We start from the raw sequence: 19,422 nt of genomic DNA, 5'->3' as shown, positions 1-19,422 counted from the left end.
TATTGAGTTATTTCTTAGGTTGTTGCTTGTTTTTTCTACCTCTACGTAAAAGTACATATAGGAAACCTAGAAAAACCGTATAAATCAAAATAGAAATAATTAGGTAAGGCATATTAAATCCTTTATCTTCTTCAACAATATATACTTCCGCAAGTTCTCGTTCTAATACAACATTATACACGCCACTGTCAGCCTGAAGTGTTGAATTCCCATCAAGAACACCACGAAGTTTTTTATTTTCCCCGATAAACTCTTCAGGGATTTCAAAGTTTTGCGTTTCAGTTGTATTGTTTAAAACAATTATCCAGTTCTCTTCATCAGAGCTACGCTTATAAACTGAAAATCCATCCTTATTATGAAGCATTTCAAAATCGCCATTGCGCAGTGCAGCCGATTCATTCCTAAGGTAATTTAAATCTCCTATTCGGTCATGTAATTCCATATCTGTCTTGAAGTTTGAATATGGATGTGTTTCAGGTGCTTCTTTACCATTAACCGCTATTTCCGAACCATAAGGCATAACTGGAATGCCCGGTAATGTAAATAAAGCTGTAGCAGCTATTTGCCATCTCGCAGGCGGGAACATCCTATTCTCAATCATTTCATATGTAAACCTAGTACCCAATAAATCATCTAGTTGCACGATGTCTGTTTGTTCCTTATCATCAAACAGCGCGAGTGGTGATGTATCTGGATCAAATTTTACAAATGACTGTCTTAACGCATTCATTTTTTCTAGATTAGGTACTGCATCGAAATCTGCATCTGATTCTTCATTTGATATTACGTAAATAGCAGGATTTACTTCACGTACAGCTTTAATTACTTCATTTAAATAATCAGCTTCGAAATCTGTTAGTGCTGTTAGTCTAATTCCATCTAACTCATAAGCTTCTACAAATGAAACTATCGCTTCTTTCAAGTTATCCTGCACTTGTATATCCTTACTGTCCCAATTTATCTTTCCCTCTTCAGCAGCAGTGAAAGGCATTGTTCCGGCTTTGGCCCATACATGATTTTCACTAACACCACTTAATGGGAAATCTACAACAACCCCTAAATTTTCACCATGAAGATTTTCTAGAAATTCTTTAAATTCAGTTTCAGTTCCAAAACGGGGTTCTATTTTACTATAATCAAGTACTTCACTGCCATCATATTTTGCAGTTTCAAAAATTGATCCAAGTGAAATCATCGTAAAATTCATCGTTTTAATATAATCAAGTCTGTCGATGATCCCTGCAAAGTCACCACCCGCAAATGTACTCGGATCTTGAGCGTCAGCATCTTCATCATTTTTATCATCTCCATTATTAAAACGGTCAACGAGCAAATCGTATATACTTTCATCCGTAAGTTCTTTTTTTGGTTCTGCAAAGACGCTCTGGGGATTTATTATAGACAATAATAAGCCGAGCGAAACCAAAATTCCAACCCATCTATTCACTTTCATAAAAAGCCTCCTCTAAAAACTATCACTTCCTATTTTAACAAAACAATCATTTTGTCGCCATGCTTTACTTTAGAATACAGTGGTTAACTGTTTAAATAGGTCAAAGATGTGAAAAAAACGCCTACTGGCAATTTGCCAGCAAGCGCTTCTTTATTTTTACTTTAGCTCTTCATTTTTCGAAATGACAGATAGACAGATACGACGAATAGGCCCATGAGTAGTATAAGAACAACTAATAAAATAGCACCTACATCAATTCCCATCTGACTATTAAGCGAACCAATCAATACCGACTGGGAGTTTGAAACCTAAGAACATTGTTGCAATTAAGAAGATGAAAAACAAAACCCCAAAAGTTGAAGCTTTCTTACCTTTACTTGATTTAACAAGTGTCATCTCCATAAACACAATCGTTAATAGACCAAGTAATAGCTTAACGCCGTATAATGCAGCGTCATTGCTTTGCCACTTCATAAACAACAAGATTCCTGAAAGTAAAATTAACACATAAAATAGACGTGTAATCATATGTGTAATTTTCTTTCCTTTCGAACCATTTGCCATCGTTAATGATACGAAGAAAACGATAACACCTACAACCCATGCGAAAATATGAAAATGTGTAGTATTTGCTAATGCATCCAAAATATTCACCCCATATATTATTATATCAAAGTAATCTTATCACATCGAAAAAGATCGCGGAAGGATTGTCACTTAAATAAAACTGTTTGCAAGTGTACCAATACCTTCAATTGATATTTTAACCGTATCACCTTTTCTCAAGAATATAGGTGGATTAAAGCCTTTTCCAACACCTGCTGGCGTTCCCGTCATAATAACGTCTCCAGGTTCAAGTGTCATGAATCTAGATATTTCTGCAATTAATTCATCAATTTTAAATATCATAGAACTCGTATTATCGTTTTGTCGAACTTCTTCATTTACTTTAGTGACAACTGATAAATTCTGTGGATTTGGGATTTCATCTTTCGTTACAACATACGGTCCCATTGGACATGAGCCATCAAAACTTTTACCTAGGAAAAACTGGCCATGAGCCGTTTGCACGTCACGAGCTGTTATGTCATTGGCAATTGTGTAGCCGAAAACGTAATCATACGCTTGTTGTTTAGGAATATTTTTACCGCGTTTACTAATTACAACAGCTAGTTCGCCTTCATAATCCAGATGACTTGTAACGTCTGCATGAATAGGTAACTCTTGTTCATCAGCCGCAATGGCAGTTGGCGCTTTTGTGAATATCATTAATTTTTCTGGCGGTGAATCTTCACCCATTTCAGCTACATGATCTGCATAATTCTTTCCTACGCAAATAACATTTTTAGGTGTTCTTGGGATAGGTGCCAACCATTCGATATTACCAAATTCATATTTAAAACGAGTTGGATTTTCATCCTTTTCGGCACGTTCAACGAGTTTGCGCATCTCTTCAACAAAGTCAAATCCAAGTGCAATACCTTCTATAATTGTTTTCGGAAAATTATTCGCTTCATATTCTTCTGCGATGGCTATAACATCCCACACAGCTTCTTCTCTCTTAACTTTCGGACCGAATAACGTTTTGCCATCATATTGAAACGATAATAATTTCATTTTCCCTTTCACCCTCCTCAAAATAATTACAGCCTATCTACACTACCTAATACGGCAAAAGACATTGAAATACCTCTTATTTCGATGAATTTCTTCCATAAGTTCCTTTTCTCCAAAGCCATTCTAATGGCCCCATTGGAAACTTTGAAAGCCACAATTCCGCAAAAATAACTTGAATTACGAATACACCGACTGCAATCCAAGTTCCTGTTGCTAAATCTACTTTACCGTATAAACCAAATCCATACGAATAAAAAAGTGTTGTCGCAATGATAGATTGGAAAATATATGTCGTTAGAGACATCCTCCCTGCTTTAGCTATAGGTCTAAGTATAGTTCGAAAAATAGGTACGGTACTTAATAATAACAGCAAACCAAAATATCCTGCAGCAACTATTACCCCACCGAATGTATCCTGTAGTAAAACGAGATCTGTTGTCGGCTCCATTCTATGTGGTAGTCCTTTCATCCAAATACCAAAACCGAGACCAATTATTACAACTAATGCAAGACGACCTTTTATTTGGGCAGCCCGCTCAATTACTTTCCATTTAGACAACGCAGCACCAAACATAATAATCGGTAACACGATGAAAAATCCCATCATAGCGCCGCCCAATCCAACAACTAACCATTCAGAAAAACGAAACATAAAAATTTCACTGAATGTACCTTGAGCAAATGCACTAATCGAAAGCTCAATTTTTTGAATATCTGCATATTCCGATAGTAATGCATTCGGATTGGCTTTCATTATAAAACGCGTTAACAAATACAATAACCCAGTAGGAACTATATAAAGCAGCAGCGCAAATGGTGTTAACCACTTAGCCGGAATTCGAACAAGTAAAATAAGTAAGAAACCCATAATTGCATACGTAAATAATACATCCCCCGACCAAATAAATAGCGCATGAATTAATCCTATGCCCAATAAAATACCTAGTCGTTTTGCCATTAGAGGCGCAAATTGAGACCCACGTGCAATCGCTTTTTCATATTGCATATTAATGCCATAGCCGAACAAAAGCGCAAAAATCGGATAAACACTACCTTGTACAAATATATCAATGCCCTGAAACGTAACACGATCACTTATAGTAGAAAAATAAGTAAAAGGATCTAAATAAATATAAGGCGTATGAAACAACAGCATATTCGCGATAAATATGCCTAGTAAAGAAAATCCCCGCAATAAATCGATTGCTTCAATGCGATTGTCAATAGTTGGTGTTAATTTCAATTGTCTGCCCCCTGAATCTGTACTGTCCTCTCTCCGTCAAAGAGATAAAGAACCATTTCTTTAATTTCCACTTTAGCAATGGCTTCGATTGCACTCCGATATAAATTCAACTGAATGCCGTAACGCTCCTGCATTTCTTCATCTATTTCGGCATCTGACTCGAAACGGCCACTCACACGGTCCGTTTTATAATCAAGTAAAACCCAACCATCATCTTCTTTAAATAAACAATCCGCTATTCCTTGTAAAATCTGATAATCGTCATCTCCGCCGTCATGCGCATAGGTAAATGGCAATTCACGGAAAACTTCCTCTGCCTTCATCAATCGCTGTCCAACCTCTGTTTCAAAAAACTGAGCAACTGCGGGCACATTAACAGCCATCGCTTCTTCCACCGTCAACAGTTGACGATCCGTTAACTTCGCAATTAAGTCATCGATACTAATCTTATCATGCATTTTATGAACATCTACATGTTGCATAATTGTGTGCATTGCTGTACCGATTTCTGCCGGTGATAAAGCACGCGTTTGCATAAATTCAGGCCGACTATGAAGATATGCCGTACTTACACTATCACTTTTTTCAATGAATGGATCGTTTTCTGCAAGCTCCAAAATCGCCAGCCGCTTCAATTCACTAACAGTTTGTTTTGAACGTTTCGAAACCGAAAGTTCATGTGGGTATGTCCAATTAAACCTGTTTTGAACTTCAGCAAAGGCTGTTTCATCAACAACATTTACATTCAAAACTTTCTCTTCAACTACATCATCTTCAGAAACTTCCACAACGACATCAAGCAATGCCGAAAATGGCAGCGCATCGATTTTCCACTTAGAAGTATCATCGATAAATCGTCCACCCTGAACAACATCAAACTTCGCAAAACTTGGATGCCTTGCAACTGCCGGACCAATCCAATCAAGGTAACCATTCGCACGTGATCTAGTGTAATCGGGTAACATAAGTGTCGGATCAATCAACTGGGCATCCTGCCACTTACCTATTTCTCGTTCAATATCCTTCACAGAAGCGATAATTGTTAACTGCTCTTTGGCGCGAGTCATCGCAACATATAATACGCGCATCTCTTCAGCACGCATTTCCAATTCCTTCTTTTCTTTGATTGCTAAAAACGGTAACGATGTATACGTAATTCTGTTGTCCGGGTCAATCGCTTTAACTGCAAGCCCGAAATGCTGATCGAATAAATACGCTTCATTAAAATCCATTTTATTGAACTTTCGGCCAGCCCCTGCGATAAATACATGCGGGAACTCAAGCCCCTTAGAAGAATGTATCGTCATCAACCTGACAACATCATCCTGCTCACAGATCGAACGTGCTTCACCAAGATCATCACCGCGCCTCTGCATACGGTCAATAAACCTTAAAAACCGGAATAATCCACGAAACGAGGTCTTTTCATAATCAATCGCTCGGTCATGTAGCGCACGTAAATTTGCCTGTCGCTGCTTACCATTCGACATGGCACCAACCATTTCATAATAATGCGTATCTGTATACACTTGCCATATTAATTCAGACAAAGAACCACGACGCGCTAAATTACGCCAATCTTCAAATTGCGTAAAAAACCGCTGTAATTTCTCCTGCGTTACCGGTGCAACACCCACGCCGCCTATCGCAATAAATCGTTTTAACGCTTCATAAAAAGGCTCGTTTTTCGCAGCAAGCCGAATACCTGCCAACTCATTTTCAGTCATCCCGATAAATGGAGAACGGAGGACCGAAGCAAGCGCAATATCCTGATACGGATTATCAATCACGCGCAGTGTGTTTAGCATAATCATCACTTCTAGTGCATCAAAGTAGCCACGCGATAAATTCGCATATATCGGTATATCTGCTAACTTAAATTCCTCAACAATTTCTCCAGACCAAGTCATCGAACGCATCAAAATGACGATATCACGGTATTCAAGTGGTCTCCGTTTATCACTAAACCCGTCTGTTACTTCTGCACCCGAATCCATCAATGCCTTTATTTGTTTAATCATATAACGCGCTTCAGCTTGTGAACTCTTTATATTTTCTACTTCTAAATCATCTTCTTCATCATCTGGATATAGAATGACTAAATCTGCAGCTGCTTCTTTTTCAGGATAATTTGCGCCGTACTTTAAAGCTGCTGCATCATCATAATCAATTTCTCCAACGCGCTGACCCATTACTTGTGAAAATATAAAATTTGTCGCATCAAGCACTTCTTTTCGACTTCGAAAGTTAGCATTCAAATCGATTTTCAAACCTGTTGAATCGCCTTTATCCGTAAAACGGTTATATTTCCCGAGAAATAACTGTGGTTCGGCAAGGCGGAACCCATAAATCGACTGTTTGACATCGCCCACCATAAACAAATTTCCGTCTATTTCGCTACCTTTTTTCACAAGCCCAACAATGGTCTCCTGTAACAAATTTGTATCTTGATATTCATCTACAAGAACTTCAGCAAATCGTTCTCGATAATCAAGTGCAACATCTGAAGGCACAAGTACACCCTCTTCTTCACGCGACAAAATTTGCAACGCATAATGCTCTAAATCTGAAAAATCAAGCATTCCTTTGTCAATTTTCACTTGTTCAAAACGTTTGCTAAAATCAATAACTAGCTCTATTAATGTTTTCATAGCAGGCGCCATTAACGTGATTTCCGTGAGTAAACGTGCTGGCGGTCTTATGAAATAAGCATCTTTTACTTCACTAACAACTTTCTTCACAGCGTCCCGAATGGCTTTCGCTCTTTTTGCCAGTTCTTCATCACAACTGTCTTTTTTAATCGCCCCAGCACGTGCCCATTTCAGTGTCCCGAAAAATGTATACGTATCTTCCCAAGACCCTTCAGTTATTCGTCGAATTGCTTCATCAATCCACAACAGATCCATTTCAGCAGTAGCCACAAGTGGTTCAGGTCCTTCAGGCATTTCTGCCATACGCTTTAAATCTCCCGTTAGTGCAGCCGCTTCTTCAAGCGAATGTCTTATAGAGACTTTTAAAGAATCAATAAACCCCAAGTCATCTATGCTTTTCACATCTTCAATTTCATACTGCGCCGGAATGGCACGCAACCATTTTTCAGGCGATGGATGGACACGAGCGTAATCATATAACCGGTCAATCAGTTTCTCTATTGACTGATCATCACGATCCGACGTAAAACTATCTGCAAGGCGGTACATCGCTTCTGGATTTTCCGCACCATAAGCTTCCTCTAGTACTTCCCCTATCGCGTCATCACGGAGGAGAGCCGCTTCTGTACTATCCGCAAGCCTAAAACCAGGATCAATATCTAGGTAATAAGCGTATTGACGCACAACATTTTGACAAAAAGAATGCAATGTAGAGATTTGAGCTTTATTCAATAAATTAAGCTGTCTACGTAAATGAATCGAAGACGGATTTGCCACAATTGCCTCTTCCAACGCTTCCGCCATTCGATGTCTCATTTCAGCAGCAGCGGCATTTGTAAATGTCACCACAAGTAGCTGATCAACATCAATCGGATTTTCTTCATTTATAACCTTCTCAATCATTCTTGTAATTAAGACCTTCGTCTTACCCGAACCAGCGGCGGCAGATACGAGAATGTCTTTTCCCGAAGCCCAAATCGCTTTCCACTGTGCATCAGTAAACGTTACGCCTTCAGGTTTTATAGGTATTTCATTCATCTAAGTCCACCTCTTTCCGCATTTTATCGAGTGATTCTTCAGGATCTAACACATCATACTGGCGATACTTTTGAGTTGGGTCTGTCGGATCAAACTGACAAACCGAACGATACGGACAAAATTGGCAAGGCATCCGATCACGCAACTTATAAGGATAGACACGGGTATCCCCCACCAACATCGCATCCCCAGCTAACTTATGACGCGTTCTTACATAGGACCGCATCATTTTCATATCATCAGTCGACAATACTTTAGAAGCTTTTGTAAATGAACCATCTGTTTTCAATGCTGCAGGAATAATCGCTGATGATCGACCTATATCAGCATCCATCGCTTCAACTACAGACGTATCTTCTAACAAATATCCAGTCATTTTATAAGACTTAGCAATCTCTGCTTCTAGTAAAGCAGGCGTCAGTTCAGAATCCGGCCGAATCATCGGATTATGCACATGCATATACAACAGTCCTGCAGGTTCTGCATCGAAACCCAATAAATCATCCGCAAATTCCAGCGCCACATCTAAGTAGGTCATCATTTGCAGTGATAAACCATGCAACACTTCTGTTAAATCTAAATTTCGGGCGGAAGATTTATAATCTACAACTCGAATATAATTACGGCCATTAATTTTCGTTGCGTCAATCCGGTCTATTCGACCACGTAACTTCATCGAGTCCCCTCTTCGTAGCGGGATTTCTAAGGATGGTAAATCCTCCCCAGGACCAAATCCAGCCTCAATTGCAATCGGTTTGAAAGTTGTTACTTTCGCCTGCGTATTGAGTGAGTAAATCGTGCGCTGAATAATTTGTTTTAATTTACGCTTAATATATAAATAACGACTTGTAGACAATAAAATTCGATTAAAGAAATATGGTGTAATTTCATCTACTGCTTTCCTCGCTAAAGACCAACATTCTTCTTTGGATAACTCTGCCCACGATTTTCCTAGACTCATTACTTCGTCAGAGACCCATTTTAGCGCTGCATGAAATAAATCCCCAATCGCAGGTGCTTCTAATTTATATTCCGAACGCTCACGAAGTCCAAGCCCATATGAAGCATAATGTTGGAAAGGGCAACTATAATAAGATTCGACTCGTGACACACTTGATACGAAAGAATCCCCGTAAAGACCTGCAGTCATTTCCGGTCGCAAACGTTCCGCATCATTTTGAACGTCCATTGGTCGACGAATTCGATTGATAACAGATTTCCAATAAGGATCTCGCTCATAATAAGCTAAGACAGCTCGCCACTCGCTTGCCATTTCCCCTGATTTTTTTGATAGCTTTAACTTCATCGCTACATGCGGTAGTGCAGCACGTGGATGACTAATATACGCAAACGGATCTATCTCCTCCGTTAAATCTGAAGGATCAGTGACGGCATAAGTTGTTTTAGTCCCCGGTAAAACTTGTCCGATTCTTGCGATATACAACGATGGAATAATCGCTTTACCTTCTTCATCTGCCACAGGATAAGTTATAAATAATCGTTCACGCGCTGCCGTAAATGCACGGTAAGCCATAAACGTTTCATCCATTAATTTCATTTTAGATGTCGGTGCCAACTCAAAGCCAAGTTTTGTAAACCATTCACGATCCGCATCCGACAAAATCCCTTCACTATCCACACGCTGTGGCAGCACACCATCACTTACGCCAATGACAAAAACGGCATCTATATTCATTAAGCTCGAAATTTCAATTGTCGACACTGTTACTTGATCCAACGCCGGCGGAATGCGTGTGAATTCTAGCGAATCAAGCCCTTCATCTAGTATCTTAGCCGCATCACTTAGATTCATCTCTTTCTCACCGAACATCAGTACAAACTGGTCTAGTACATTAATCCAGCCATTCCATGCTTGCTCATGCTCAGTAGCCCCTAGAAGTCGACCCGCACGCTCTTCAGCAGCACGTAAGTCAATAACTTTTTCATACACATGTAAGTTTTCCATAAAGAGAAACAAAGCTTCTGCAACATCACGGCCATATTTTGCAGCTTTCAACCGCTTTTCAAACGCCATTAACGGCTCCCTAATTTCATCGCGTATTAAATGCAAGTCCTTCTCCTGTGCAAGTTCTGCATCCGTCTGCACAGTCGTATGCAGCTCAAGTCCACGGTACTTCTTCACACGCCAGCGTTCATCATCAAACCAACGAGAACTGTATTGTATGCCGTGTGCTAAAACATAGTTTTCCAGTCGATCCGCACGTTCACGCCAAATGATTTTATCTTCCCCATGTGGAAAAAACAAATCCGTTTTAACTGCACGGAACACCGATTCATACGACCAACCAGATGTTACGGCTTCTAAAACTGAACGTGCAAACTCAATAAGTGGATGGTGTAACATCGGCTTTTTCCGACTAATAAACAAAGGAATCTCATAATTAGGGAAAATTGTTTCAAATAATTCATCATAAACTTCTGGTTGTCTATACAATATTGCAATATCCTTGTAACGTTTTCCAGACCTCATCAACAAGCGTATTTCCCTAGCAACAGCATGAACCTCAGCTCTTCGATCCGCCGCTTCAATAAATGATACGCATCCCTCTGATTCCCGTGATACTGTCGGATAACTATCAAAATGAGTTTCTAAATGCCTTAAATCCCCATTATTAAACCTAAGCGCATCTGTTAAATGAACATCTTCTTCAATCTCTACAGACTCAACCTTCGCTACATCTCTTAATCGAAGAGAAGTTCGGACAGGATTAAAAAAGAGCTCATGATCACCGTACCCAGTCAAGTCTGATTCCATCGGTAAAACAACTGTGACACGATTCCCAAATTTCAACAACTCAGTAAGTATTTCATATTCCCTTGTCGTGAAATTTTCAAATCCATCAATATAGATAGACGCTCCATGTAAGAAATCTGCATACTTAATTTGCGAAGCGAGTAACGCCAAATGTCCTTCACTGTCGACATATGCTGTGCCTAGGCGTTCTTCAATTTTAGTTAATAAAAGTGCTAAATCACTTGCCTTATCAATTAATGTCCGAGGTGCATGCATGGCTTCTAGCGATGTATGTAACTCAGTCATCGTATTAAAGTCTAAACAATAACGACTAAATTCTTTTAATAGATCCCCTATTTGTTCAGTAAATCCCCGCTTACTAGCTGCTTGTCTGAATAATTTAAATTCCTCTTGATTCTCTTCAAGCACACTTCGAACAAGCATACGGTAACCAAACCCATCCACTTCTTTACGTGTAATGCCCCCCGTTTCCTGTAGCACACGCCACGCAAGCCGTTTAAAAGTAGATACTTGTGCGCGTATCATTCCGTTTAACCCATACTTAACTGATAAACTATGTTCAACAGAGAAAGACATTTGATCTGGCACGAGAACAATAATCGGCGCACCTAACGGCTGTCGTTCTAATTCCTCCGCAATTTCCTGCTGAATAAATGTCGTTTTTCCAGCCCCAGACCTACCTGTAATAAATCGTAATGACATAGCGAACTCCTCCTTTCAAAACAATAAAAAAACCCGTCACACTATCTTTCTATTGTAACGAAAGAAAGGTCTGACGGGAAACGATTATAGATATTACAATTTATTTCTATTAATAAAAAAGGAATATTATTCACTTTCTATAATCTCAGCTGCTAGTTTTTTATCTAATCGACGCTCAAACCATTTACCAACAAACCACAACAAAACGATTACAGCTATAACAATCGCTGTCCGAATCGGCTGAGTCAGAAGTGCCTTTAAATCTGAACCGATAAAACTAATCGTAAAGATCATCACAAACTTACCAGCCATCAGTGTAAATAAATAATGAGTTTTCTTCATTCCCGATAAACCAGCAACTAAATTAACAAGTGCAGATGGTGTAAAAGGAAAACATATAAATAAGAACAAAGGTCCAAAACCATTACGATCAACCCATTTAATCAATTTCTGAACACGTGCACCTTTTGTTATAAAACGAAAAATCCGTATATGTCCGTACCTTCTGATTAATATGAATACCGCATACGATCCCGCTGTTGTTCCCGCCCAAGATAAAGCAAAGCCTAGCCATAAGCCGTAAGCACTCGCATTTGCAAAAACAAAGACAAAAAGAGGTAAAAAAGGCAGAAAGGATTCAATGAAAGGAAAGAGTAATCCTATCAATGGACCAAGCGCTTTATACTGCTGCGACAATTCAATAATATTATCAACTTCAAACCACTCATTCATTCCATTCACCCTCACTACTTAAACATTAAGTATATATTCAACTATAAATAAGAAAATAGCCTAATACCTATATATACCCATTAAAGCATAAAACTATAGTATAATTATAAAATATATCTTAGAAAGATGTGACAAAATGAAGAAAAACGAATTTTTAACCGGTGTTAAAGCCGGTATGAGTATCGCTATCGGCTACTTTCCTATAGCACTCACATTTGGACTTCTTGCAAAATCTGCAGGCCTTTCCATTATTGAAGCTACAGCAATGAGTGTTTTTGTCTTTGCTGGCGCTGCTCAATACATAGCACTTAGCTTAATTACAGCCGCTGTAGACCCGATACTTATCGTCTTAAATACGTTTGTCGTCAATATTAGACACTTTTTAATGACAGCTTCATTAAACGAAAAGATGAAACCCGAAAAACGGTGGATAAAAGGGGTTTACGCATTTGGAATAACAGACGAAACTTTTTCAGTTCTAGCGACAAATAACAAAGAAAAAGTTTCTACTTCATTCGCATTTGGCGTTACCTTTATCGCCTATCTAAGTTGGTTCTCCTTTACAGCGGTTGGTCATGTAATCGGGGCAAATTTACCCCTCTTTATTCAAGCAGCTATGTCCATCGCACTTTATGCAATGTTCGTAGGGTTACTCGTACCATCGATGAAAGGCAATCGTAAAATTGTCATGCTAGCCGGACTCGCAGCTGCTATCCACTGCCTACTCTACTTTTCAGGCGCACTATCAACAGGCTGGGCAATACTTGTTGCCACTCTCGCTTCTTCAATTATTATAGAAATTGTTTATGCTAGACGGGGTAAAACTGTCGAAACAGCTTATAATCGAAGGGAGGAAGAATAATGGGCGCAACTTATTGGTGGATGATTTTAGGCATGATGCTCGTTACTTACATCCCGCGCATGATTCCACTTACGTATCTTGAAGGTAAAGAATTACCACCTGTTATTTCAGGTGTACTTAAAAATATTCCTTATGCAGTACTCGGCGCACTTATTTTTCCAGCTATTTTATTTGTTCAAGAAGGCAATATTTTATTCGGCATCATCGGCACCATTGTTGCATTTGGAATTGCTATTTTAGGTGGCGGCGTCATGACCGTCGTATTGGGTACAATTGGTGCACTTGCTATTTACAGTTATTTTATTTGATAAAACATAAAAATGAACCCACTCCCAATAAACAGGAGTGGGTTCATTTTATTCTGCACCTATATTTTTACGTGCTCGTTTAACCATTCTAGTTGAATACCAAAACCCCGCCGTTAACGACAAAGCATCAGCCAAATACAGTACCCAGTTATGCGTGAAACCTGCATAAACCGATGCTGCGATGAGCGCGACTGTTAATATTAACCCAACTACATGATGAAACGTAACCCGCGTAAAAAAGACAACTAGAAGAGCAGGCATAATTATCGCAAGAATTAACTTTGTTTCAAATAACTCCATCCTACTCAACCCTTTCAAAATCAAACTTAATCTTACTGTACGACGAGTAGACCTAGACGATGATGATCATGTCTATAAATAACTTGTTGCATGAGCCGCACTTCACCGTCTCTTCCTAGTACCTGCAAACGACAATGTGCAGCATTTATTTGTATCGCATCGTATAATTCCTTTTCATTATGAACTTCTTGTCCATTAACCGAACGAATACATTCTCCTGAAACAAGCCCCATCTTTTCACCCGGCGAATCAGGAAGCACACCAGCTATTACAACGCCCATTGAACGAGGAGAAGTAACAAATCCGTCAGTTCGATCCTGAACAGACACAACGATGGAAATTAAAGCACGACATACTAAGCCGATTATAAGTGCTGTCCAACCAAGTACCGGCATCCACAGTGCTAAAATACCAACAATAACCACGACAGCGCCCAGTAGTACGATACGTCGTCCTATTTTAGGAATGATAACATCTGGATACATCGATTTTGTCAGTTGTGAGAAGCCTATTAAAATGGGGACAGGAATGAATGAAAAAGATGTTTCTCCAAGCATAAATTGTGGCCAATACGGAACATATGCTGAAACCATATCTCCCGGAACAAGAAATAATACAGGTAACAACCATAAACGCTTCGATTTATATACAGCTGCTTTTAATCCACGCTTCGTTTCCATTAAGAAAGGCGATGAATCCCTAGCGCCAAAACGGCTTATTAAAAGGCCTTCCGTAATAAGCAATAGCCCCGCTATAACCGCTATTGTAATTGATAAATCTCCATACAAATCAACTTGTTCCAATGACCATCCGCGATATGAAAACATAACTCCATAATGATTCATTAAAAATAGTACAAAAAAAGCAACAGCCGAAAAATAAATTGGTGACATCATTTTATAATAAAACGTTAATACGCCTATAAATGTCATAACACCAAAAAGAACAAGCCAACCCGGATCAACAATAAGACCAACTCCAGAAATGACGATAGATAACACAAGCGCGTACATCCATGACTCGGATATAAGCCTTCTTAACTCAGTAAATCCTGGTAATAAACGAACTCTAAAACTTCTACGTTCACGCTTCACCCTGAAATACCCTAGAATAACTGCAACGATAAGCGCGGTTAAAAAGAGTGGATTTAGAAAAAAGAACATAATTGCCTTCAACGCGTCAAATAAGCCATTTTCAATCACTAACCGTCACCATCCCATTCACCACTACATTATTTCACTCTATTGTAACAAACAATAGATACATATGGCGAATCGATATACATTATTTTCAATCTTATATTACGGAATGTCAGTCCAACTGCTATGACACGAATGATTAAATTCATTATATCAGCGCATTTGCCACTTATATCGGACAGTTGGGGAGTTATATCGGCGCTTTCGACACTTATATCGGACAGTTGGAGAGTTATATCGACGCTCATCATACTTATATCAGCAAAACGGGCCTTTACTCCTAATAGAAAAAAGTGTCCGATGATAAAATCAACGAACACTCCAAAATTAAAAAATTACCCCTACTTCAATAAATGAACTAAATAATCTACTCCCATACGCAGCTGCTTGTCATTTTCTGGGCTATCCCGATACTTTTCAACTTGATCTTTCAGCGCCGCAAAAAACTTTACATCCATCTCATTTTTACCGCCAATTTTAGCCTCCACACGGTAAGCTTGAACAGCACTGGCCGTTGATTTATCAAAAAATCCATCATCACGCTCAATACTATAACCAAGTGCTTGTAATAACCTTTGACCATAAGCTACATCTTCATTAAAATCTCCCGCTTTATACTTAGCCGTTACAATTCTGATATGCTCATTGAATAACTCATTTTGCACTACTTCCAAATCAGGCTTAACCCCTTTTCCGTGAATCCATGTTTCTTTAGGCGTTAACCATTTATTTGTCGACAACTTCACTTCGCCACCATTAGATAACTCAATTGTCTCTTGAACAGTTCCTTTCCCAAAACTTTGCACACCCGCAATAGAACCTCTTTTTAGATCTTGTATCGCACCACTTAACACTTCACTTGCGGACGCACTTCCTATATCTTGTAATAAAACGAGCGGAATAGTCGTTAATCTTGCATCACAAAGAAAATCTTCAGGTGGTTCAACAACTAATGGTGTCATTGCTCCATCAGCAGTTTGCATGAAAGCATAGACCGTGTCATCCCCCAATAAACTTCCTGCAATATCTCCTACACTACTCAAATAACCACCCGGGTTACCTCTGACATCAACTACCAACGCCTCTGCACCTTCACTTAGCAGTTTATCAGTAACTTTCGCCCATTCCTTCGCCGTATCTTCTCCGAACGTCGTAATCGATATGTAACCGATATTCCGCTCTTTTTCCTTCATTAATTCACCCGATACCGTTTTTACAGCAATCGCTTCACGCATAATCGAAAGCTCAATATGCTTATTTAATTCAGGCCTGTAGATGGTCATCGTTACTTCCGTTCCTTTTTTGCCCTTTATTCGCTTCACGACATCGCCAAGTGTATCCTCGTCCAACGCTTCCCCGTCAATCCGGACAATTTCATCATATGGCAAGAGTCCCGCCTTGTCCGCAGGCGATTTCTTTATTGGCGCAACAATGATGAACTTACCATTTGATCTCGTAATCTCCGCACCAATTCCAATTCGCTCACTCGCAAGCGACTCTCTATGTGCAGCAGCTTCTTCCTTCGTAAAATACGTAGAATACTTATCACCAATCGCATCTGCCATACCTCGAAGCGCGCCCTCTACGAGCATGTCTCCATCAACCGGATAAACACCCTTCTCTTTAATAATTTCCAACGTCTCATCGATAACACCTATTGTTGTAGGTGTATTCACAGACTTTTTCTCTTTCCACCCATCAAATCCCCAGAAAACTGCAACTGCTGCAATGATGATTATAATGAATAGAAAAAACCGGCCTTTACGCATAATACTCCCTCCTCAATCCACTATATGAACGAGTTATGAACATTACGACAGCAAAGCCGGCTTCTATTAGTGGAGATTTTCAATTAACCCTTTTAACGTTTTTTCATCAATCGCTTGCGTAAACTTCTGTCCAATTGTACCATCCGTATTTAATAAGTAGGTTGTCGGAATAGCGATGATTTGATAATTATCCATGACTGCTCCGTCTTCATCTAAAGGAATCGGAAATGTTAGGCCATGTGCATCAACAAATTGTTCAATTCCTTCCATCCCTTTTCTTTCTTGACGTGTCATATTTACCGCAAGGATTTCAACATTATCAGCTTCCGCTTTACTTTTATAATAATTTTGCATATGCGGCATTTCCGCCTTACAAGGGCCACACCAAGATGCCCAGAAATTAAGCATCACTTTTTTCCCTTTATAATCAGATAACTTAACGATATCTCCAGATAGTGTTGTTAGTTCAAAATCCGGTGGAAGTTTACCTTTTTCCAAACCAACATCTTCAGTAATATTTTCACCGCTTCCTGTTATTGGTGCAGCTTTCTCAATATTTGATTTCACTGTTAATACAATCATTGCACCAACTACTAAAACTGTAATCAATAACCCTATTGTTTTTTTACTCACTATAATCCTCCAATCCTGTTTCCATATCATCACTTCTAAATAAGAAAATCACTATAAATAAACTTAGAACAAAAGTTGAAATCACTGGTGTATCAAAAATACCAGCTGGTTGAAAAGCAGCTATAAAAAAATGCAAAGCCATAAATAATAAAGCAAATTGTATAGGTGAAATTTTCTCTTTTGCCAATGAGATCCAAGTGAATAGAGCAAATATTGTAAAGCCAATAATAGTTACAATTTGTGTAATCAATTCACCTTCATTCAACAAAACCATCATTACTTGATAAACAACTTGAACAAAGACAACCCCAGTAAAAAGTGCTATCCGATCCATTTGTGTTAAACCTTTTTTCTTCTGCTCAATTAACACTCTTACACAAGCAGTAAGTACCCCTAAATAAAAGCCAACAAGTCCACCATGGAAATAAATAATAGATAATGGCAACTTTATGACACTACTAAAATCCGTTAAAATATAACTAAATTTCCATACTATTAAAAAATAAAATAGTGCATCCGAAAAAACTTCTGAGATTCTCTTTCCATATCTGACCCTCAAAACAATATACGTTACGATTAGCGCTATAATTAGTGCTATCCAAGACGAGGGCAAGGCCATCTTACCAATCGTAAAAAACTCAGTGACCAACATATTATACGACCCCTTTACATACCTTACGCTACTGCATCTTACCTAAATGCTAACATGAATGCTACATTTTTGCCCATAAAAAAAAAGGCCCAATCGTCTCCGAAGTGGGCCTTTCACTTATTTTTACATTGGAACATAGTTACTTGGATTTACGGCACTTGGACCATAACCCGAGTAATAGCCAATATGAAATTCAAAATGTAAATGAGGTCCTGTTGAGCTACCCGTACTACCCATCTTACCAATAAGTTGACCTTTGCTTACATGTTGACCTGCACTTACTGAAAGGCTAGACATATGCGCATATAAAGTCGTATACGTTTGACCATCGATAACATGTGTAATCATAACGTGGTTACCATAAGAACTATGAAATTGCGCACGTGACACAACTCCGTCTCCTGCTGCAACAATAGGCGTTCCTACTGAATTCGCAATGTCAGAACCGCGATGTTGTTTACTCACACCAGTTATTGGATGTATACGCCATCCAAAACTTGATGTACTACGTCCATTTGCAGGTCTTGTCCAGTTACCACTTGAAACTGAAGGTGCAACTCCTCCACCTGAAGAACCTGCCGATGAGCCTGATGATGAACCTGATGATGAATTTGAAGAACTATTATTTTGAGACTTCACTGCTGCCGCTGCCGCCGCTAACGCTGCTTGACGCTTACGCTCATCGGCTGCTTTTCGAGCAATTTCAGCAATTCTTTTTTGCTCAGAAACAATCTCTGATTCTAACTCATTACTAATCTCATGAGCTTCATCATAAGTAACTTCAAGATTGGTTTTCTCTGCACTTAATTTTCTCTGTTCTTCTTCAAGCTCACTTACTAGCACATCTTTTTGTTGCTTCTGTGATTCTAATGAATTCTTTAACCCTACTAATTCATTTTTTTTAACTTCTTGCTCTGCTAATTTCTCTTCAACAAGTGCTTTTTCTACTTCAAGTTGTGCAACATCTTCTGCCTGTTGCTTCATTATAGAACGATCGGCATCCAATAATGTCGTAACAGCAGAGAAACGGTCAATGAAGTCAGAAAAACTATTCGCTCTAAGAAGGACGTCTAAATAACTAACAGACCCCCCGCTGACTTGCATTGCACGAACCCGGTCACGTAAAACGACATCACGTTCAGCAATTTTAGTCTCTAAATCATCGATAGAAACGTGTAAAGCATTAACTTCTTCAGTCGTTTGCGCAATTTCTGCTTCAACGCGGTGAATATTCTCAGTCGTTTCGGCAACTTTAGCGTTCAGAGCTTCAATTTGCTCTGTAATCGTTTCGACTTTTGTTTTATTCGTAGTCAACTCAACTTCTTTTTTCTGAATACTATTACTCAATTCATTTTTCTTTTGATCTATCATTTGTTTTTCTTGTTGCAAGTCTTTTAATGAACTTGCTAAAACTCCAGGACTAGCTACAACTGTAGATAACAGGAATATAGCTAGAAAACTGGAAATCATCAATTTATTCATTCTCA

At 39.0% G+C, this 19,422-nt stretch carries 15 protein-coding genes; 2 read left to right on the top strand and 13 right to left on the bottom strand.

Features of this window, described 5'->3' with window-relative positions; translation table 11 throughout:
* Nucleotides 1-7: 7 nt before the first annotated feature.
* The 7 genes from AC3RV6_RS03735 to AC3RV6_RS03705 all read right to left on the bottom strand — a co-directional run bounded on the left by AC3RV6_RS03735 (nucleotide 8) and on the right by AC3RV6_RS03705 (nucleotide 12,212).
* The gene (locus AC3RV6_RS03735) at nucleotides 8-1,453 is read right to left on the bottom strand and encodes an alpha-amylase family glycosyl hydrolase (RefSeq protein ID WP_489748122.1); all 1,446 of its coding nucleotides are present in this window, start codon (nucleotides 1,451-1,453) and stop codon (nucleotides 8-10) included.
* A gap of 270 nt (nucleotides 1,454-1,723) precedes the next feature.
* Nucleotides 1,724-2,107 carry a YisL family protein gene (locus AC3RV6_RS03730; protein WP_489748121.1) on the bottom strand — a complete coding sequence of 128 codons (384 nt, stop codon included), beginning with the start codon at nucleotides 2,105-2,107 and terminating at the stop codon, nucleotides 1,724-1,726.
* Nucleotides 2,108-2,170: 63 nt separating this feature from the next.
* On the bottom strand, nucleotides 2,171-3,070 hold the full coding sequence (locus tag AC3RV6_RS03725; RefSeq protein WP_489748120.1) for a fumarylacetoacetate hydrolase family protein: 900 nt from the start codon (nucleotides 3,068-3,070) through the stop codon (nucleotides 2,171-2,173).
* A 76-nt stretch (nucleotides 3,071-3,146) separates the two neighbouring features.
* Nucleotides 3,147-4,313, bottom strand: a complete 1,167-nt coding sequence (locus tag AC3RV6_RS03720; RefSeq protein WP_489748119.1) for a DUF418 domain-containing protein — start codon at nucleotides 4,311-4,313, stop codon at nucleotides 3,147-3,149.
* A complete protein-coding gene (gene addA, locus AC3RV6_RS03715) occupies nucleotides 4,310-8,002 on the bottom strand; it encodes a helicase-exonuclease AddAB subunit AddA (protein WP_489748118.1) in 3,693 nt (1,230 codons plus the stop codon). Before addA ends, AC3RV6_RS03720 begins: the two co-directional genes overlap by 4 nt.
* A complete protein-coding gene (gene addB, locus AC3RV6_RS03710; RefSeq protein WP_489748117.1) occupies nucleotides 7,995-11,480 on the bottom strand; it encodes a helicase-exonuclease AddAB subunit AddB in 3,486 nt (1,161 codons plus the stop codon). The genes addA and addB overlap by 8 nt, the downstream gene beginning before the upstream one ends.
* A gap of 126 nt (nucleotides 11,481-11,606) precedes the next feature.
* On the bottom strand, nucleotides 11,607-12,212 hold the full coding sequence (locus AC3RV6_RS03705; RefSeq protein ID WP_489748116.1) for a TVP38/TMEM64 family protein: 606 nt from the start codon (nucleotides 12,210-12,212) through the stop codon (nucleotides 11,607-11,609).
* A gap of 136 nt (nucleotides 12,213-12,348) precedes the next feature.
* Here AC3RV6_RS03705 and AC3RV6_RS03700 point away from each other — a divergent pair, with 136 nt between their 5' ends.
* Both AC3RV6_RS03700 and AC3RV6_RS03695 read left to right on the top strand, forming a co-directional pair.
* Nucleotides 12,349-13,074 carry an AzlC family ABC transporter permease gene (locus AC3RV6_RS03700; protein ID WP_489748115.1) on the top strand — a complete coding sequence of 242 codons (726 nt, stop codon included), beginning with the start codon at nucleotides 12,349-12,351 and terminating at the stop codon, nucleotides 13,072-13,074.
* On the top strand, nucleotides 13,074-13,382 hold the full coding sequence (locus tag AC3RV6_RS03695) for an AzlD domain-containing protein (protein WP_489748114.1): 309 nt from the start codon (nucleotides 13,074-13,076) through the stop codon (nucleotides 13,380-13,382). The genes AC3RV6_RS03700 and AC3RV6_RS03695 overlap by 1 nt, the downstream gene beginning before the upstream one ends.
* A 48-nt stretch (nucleotides 13,383-13,430) precedes the next feature.
* Here the strand turns inward: AC3RV6_RS03695 and AC3RV6_RS03690 are convergent, their stop codons facing one another.
* The 6 genes from AC3RV6_RS03690 to AC3RV6_RS03665 form a co-directional block, all read right to left on the bottom strand.
* Nucleotides 13,431-13,682 carry a CsbA family protein gene (locus AC3RV6_RS03690; protein ID WP_489748113.1) on the bottom strand — a complete coding sequence of 84 codons (252 nt, stop codon included), beginning with the start codon at nucleotides 13,680-13,682 and terminating at the stop codon, nucleotides 13,431-13,433.
* 32 nt (nucleotides 13,683-13,714) lie between these two features.
* The gene (locus AC3RV6_RS03685; protein ID WP_489748112.1) at nucleotides 13,715-14,884 is read right to left on the bottom strand and encodes a PDZ domain-containing protein; all 1,170 of its coding nucleotides are present in this window, start codon (nucleotides 14,882-14,884) and stop codon (nucleotides 13,715-13,717) included.
* 338 nt (nucleotides 14,885-15,222) lie between these two features.
* Entirely contained in the window at nucleotides 15,223-16,650 is a 1,428-nt protein-coding gene (locus AC3RV6_RS03680) for a S41 family peptidase (RefSeq protein ID WP_489748111.1), read from the bottom strand.
* Nucleotides 16,651-16,716: 66 nt separating this feature from the next.
* Complete coding sequence (locus tag AC3RV6_RS03675; RefSeq protein WP_489748110.1) at nucleotides 16,717-17,283, bottom strand: peroxiredoxin family protein; 567 nt, start codon at nucleotides 17,281-17,283, stop codon at nucleotides 16,717-16,719.
* Nucleotides 17,276-17,935 (bottom strand): hypothetical protein, encoded by a 660-nt coding sequence (locus AC3RV6_RS03670; RefSeq protein ID WP_489748109.1) that lies wholly within the window; start codon nucleotides 17,933-17,935, stop codon nucleotides 17,276-17,278. Before AC3RV6_RS03670 ends, AC3RV6_RS03675 begins: the two co-directional genes overlap by 8 nt.
* 123 nt (nucleotides 17,936-18,058) lie before the next feature.
* Nucleotides 18,059-19,417, bottom strand: coding sequence for a murein hydrolase activator EnvC family protein (locus AC3RV6_RS03665; protein ID WP_489749177.1), 1,359 nt, complete (start codon nucleotides 19,415-19,417; stop codon nucleotides 18,059-18,061).
* Nucleotides 19,418-19,422: the final 5 nt, after the last annotated feature.

Source organism: Sporosarcina sp. So3-204 (assembly GCF_058068165.1).
Note: the sequence above shows the minus strand (reverse complement) of the source record. Positions and strands in the feature narration are given on the sequence as shown.

Bases quoted from the DNA above. Each gene is read 5' to 3' on its own strand.
- AC3RV6_RS03735 (WP_489748122.1), bottom strand. From the start codon at position 1,453: ATGAAAGTGAATAGATGGGTTGGAATTTTGGTTTCGCTCGGCTTATTA.
- AC3RV6_RS03725 (WP_489748120.1), bottom strand. From the start codon at position 3,070: ATGAAATTATTATCGTTTCAATATGATGGCAAAACGTTATTCGGTCCG.
- addA (WP_489748118.1), bottom strand. From the start codon at position 8,002: ATGAATGAAATACCTATAAAACCTGAAGGCGTAACGTTTACTGATGCA.
- addB (WP_489748117.1), bottom strand. From the start codon at position 11,480: ATGTCATTACGATTTATTACAGGTAGGTCTGGGGCTGGAAAAACGACA.
- AC3RV6_RS03705 (WP_489748116.1), bottom strand. From the start codon at position 12,212: ATGAATGAGTGGTTTGAAGTTGATAATATTATTGAATTGTCGCAGCAG.
- AC3RV6_RS03700 (WP_489748115.1), top strand. From the start codon at position 12,349: ATGAAGAAAAACGAATTTTTAACCGGTGTTAAAGCCGGTATGAGTATC.
- AC3RV6_RS03695 (WP_489748114.1), top strand. From the start codon at position 13,074: ATGGGCGCAACTTATTGGTGGATGATTTTAGGCATGATGCTCGTTACT.
- AC3RV6_RS03690 (WP_489748113.1), bottom strand. From the start codon at position 13,682: ATGGAGTTATTTGAAACAAAGTTAATTCTTGCGATAATTATGCCTGCT.
- AC3RV6_RS03680 (WP_489748111.1), bottom strand. From the start codon at position 16,650: ATGCGTAAAGGCCGGTTTTTTCTATTCATTATAATCATCATTGCAGCA.
- AC3RV6_RS03670 (WP_489748109.1), bottom strand. From the start codon at position 17,935: ATGTTGGTCACTGAGTTTTTTACGATTGGTAAGATGGCCTTGCCCTCG.
- AC3RV6_RS03665 (WP_489749177.1), bottom strand. From the start codon at position 19,417: ATGAATAAATTGATGATTTCCAGTTTTCTAGCTATATTCCTGTTATCT.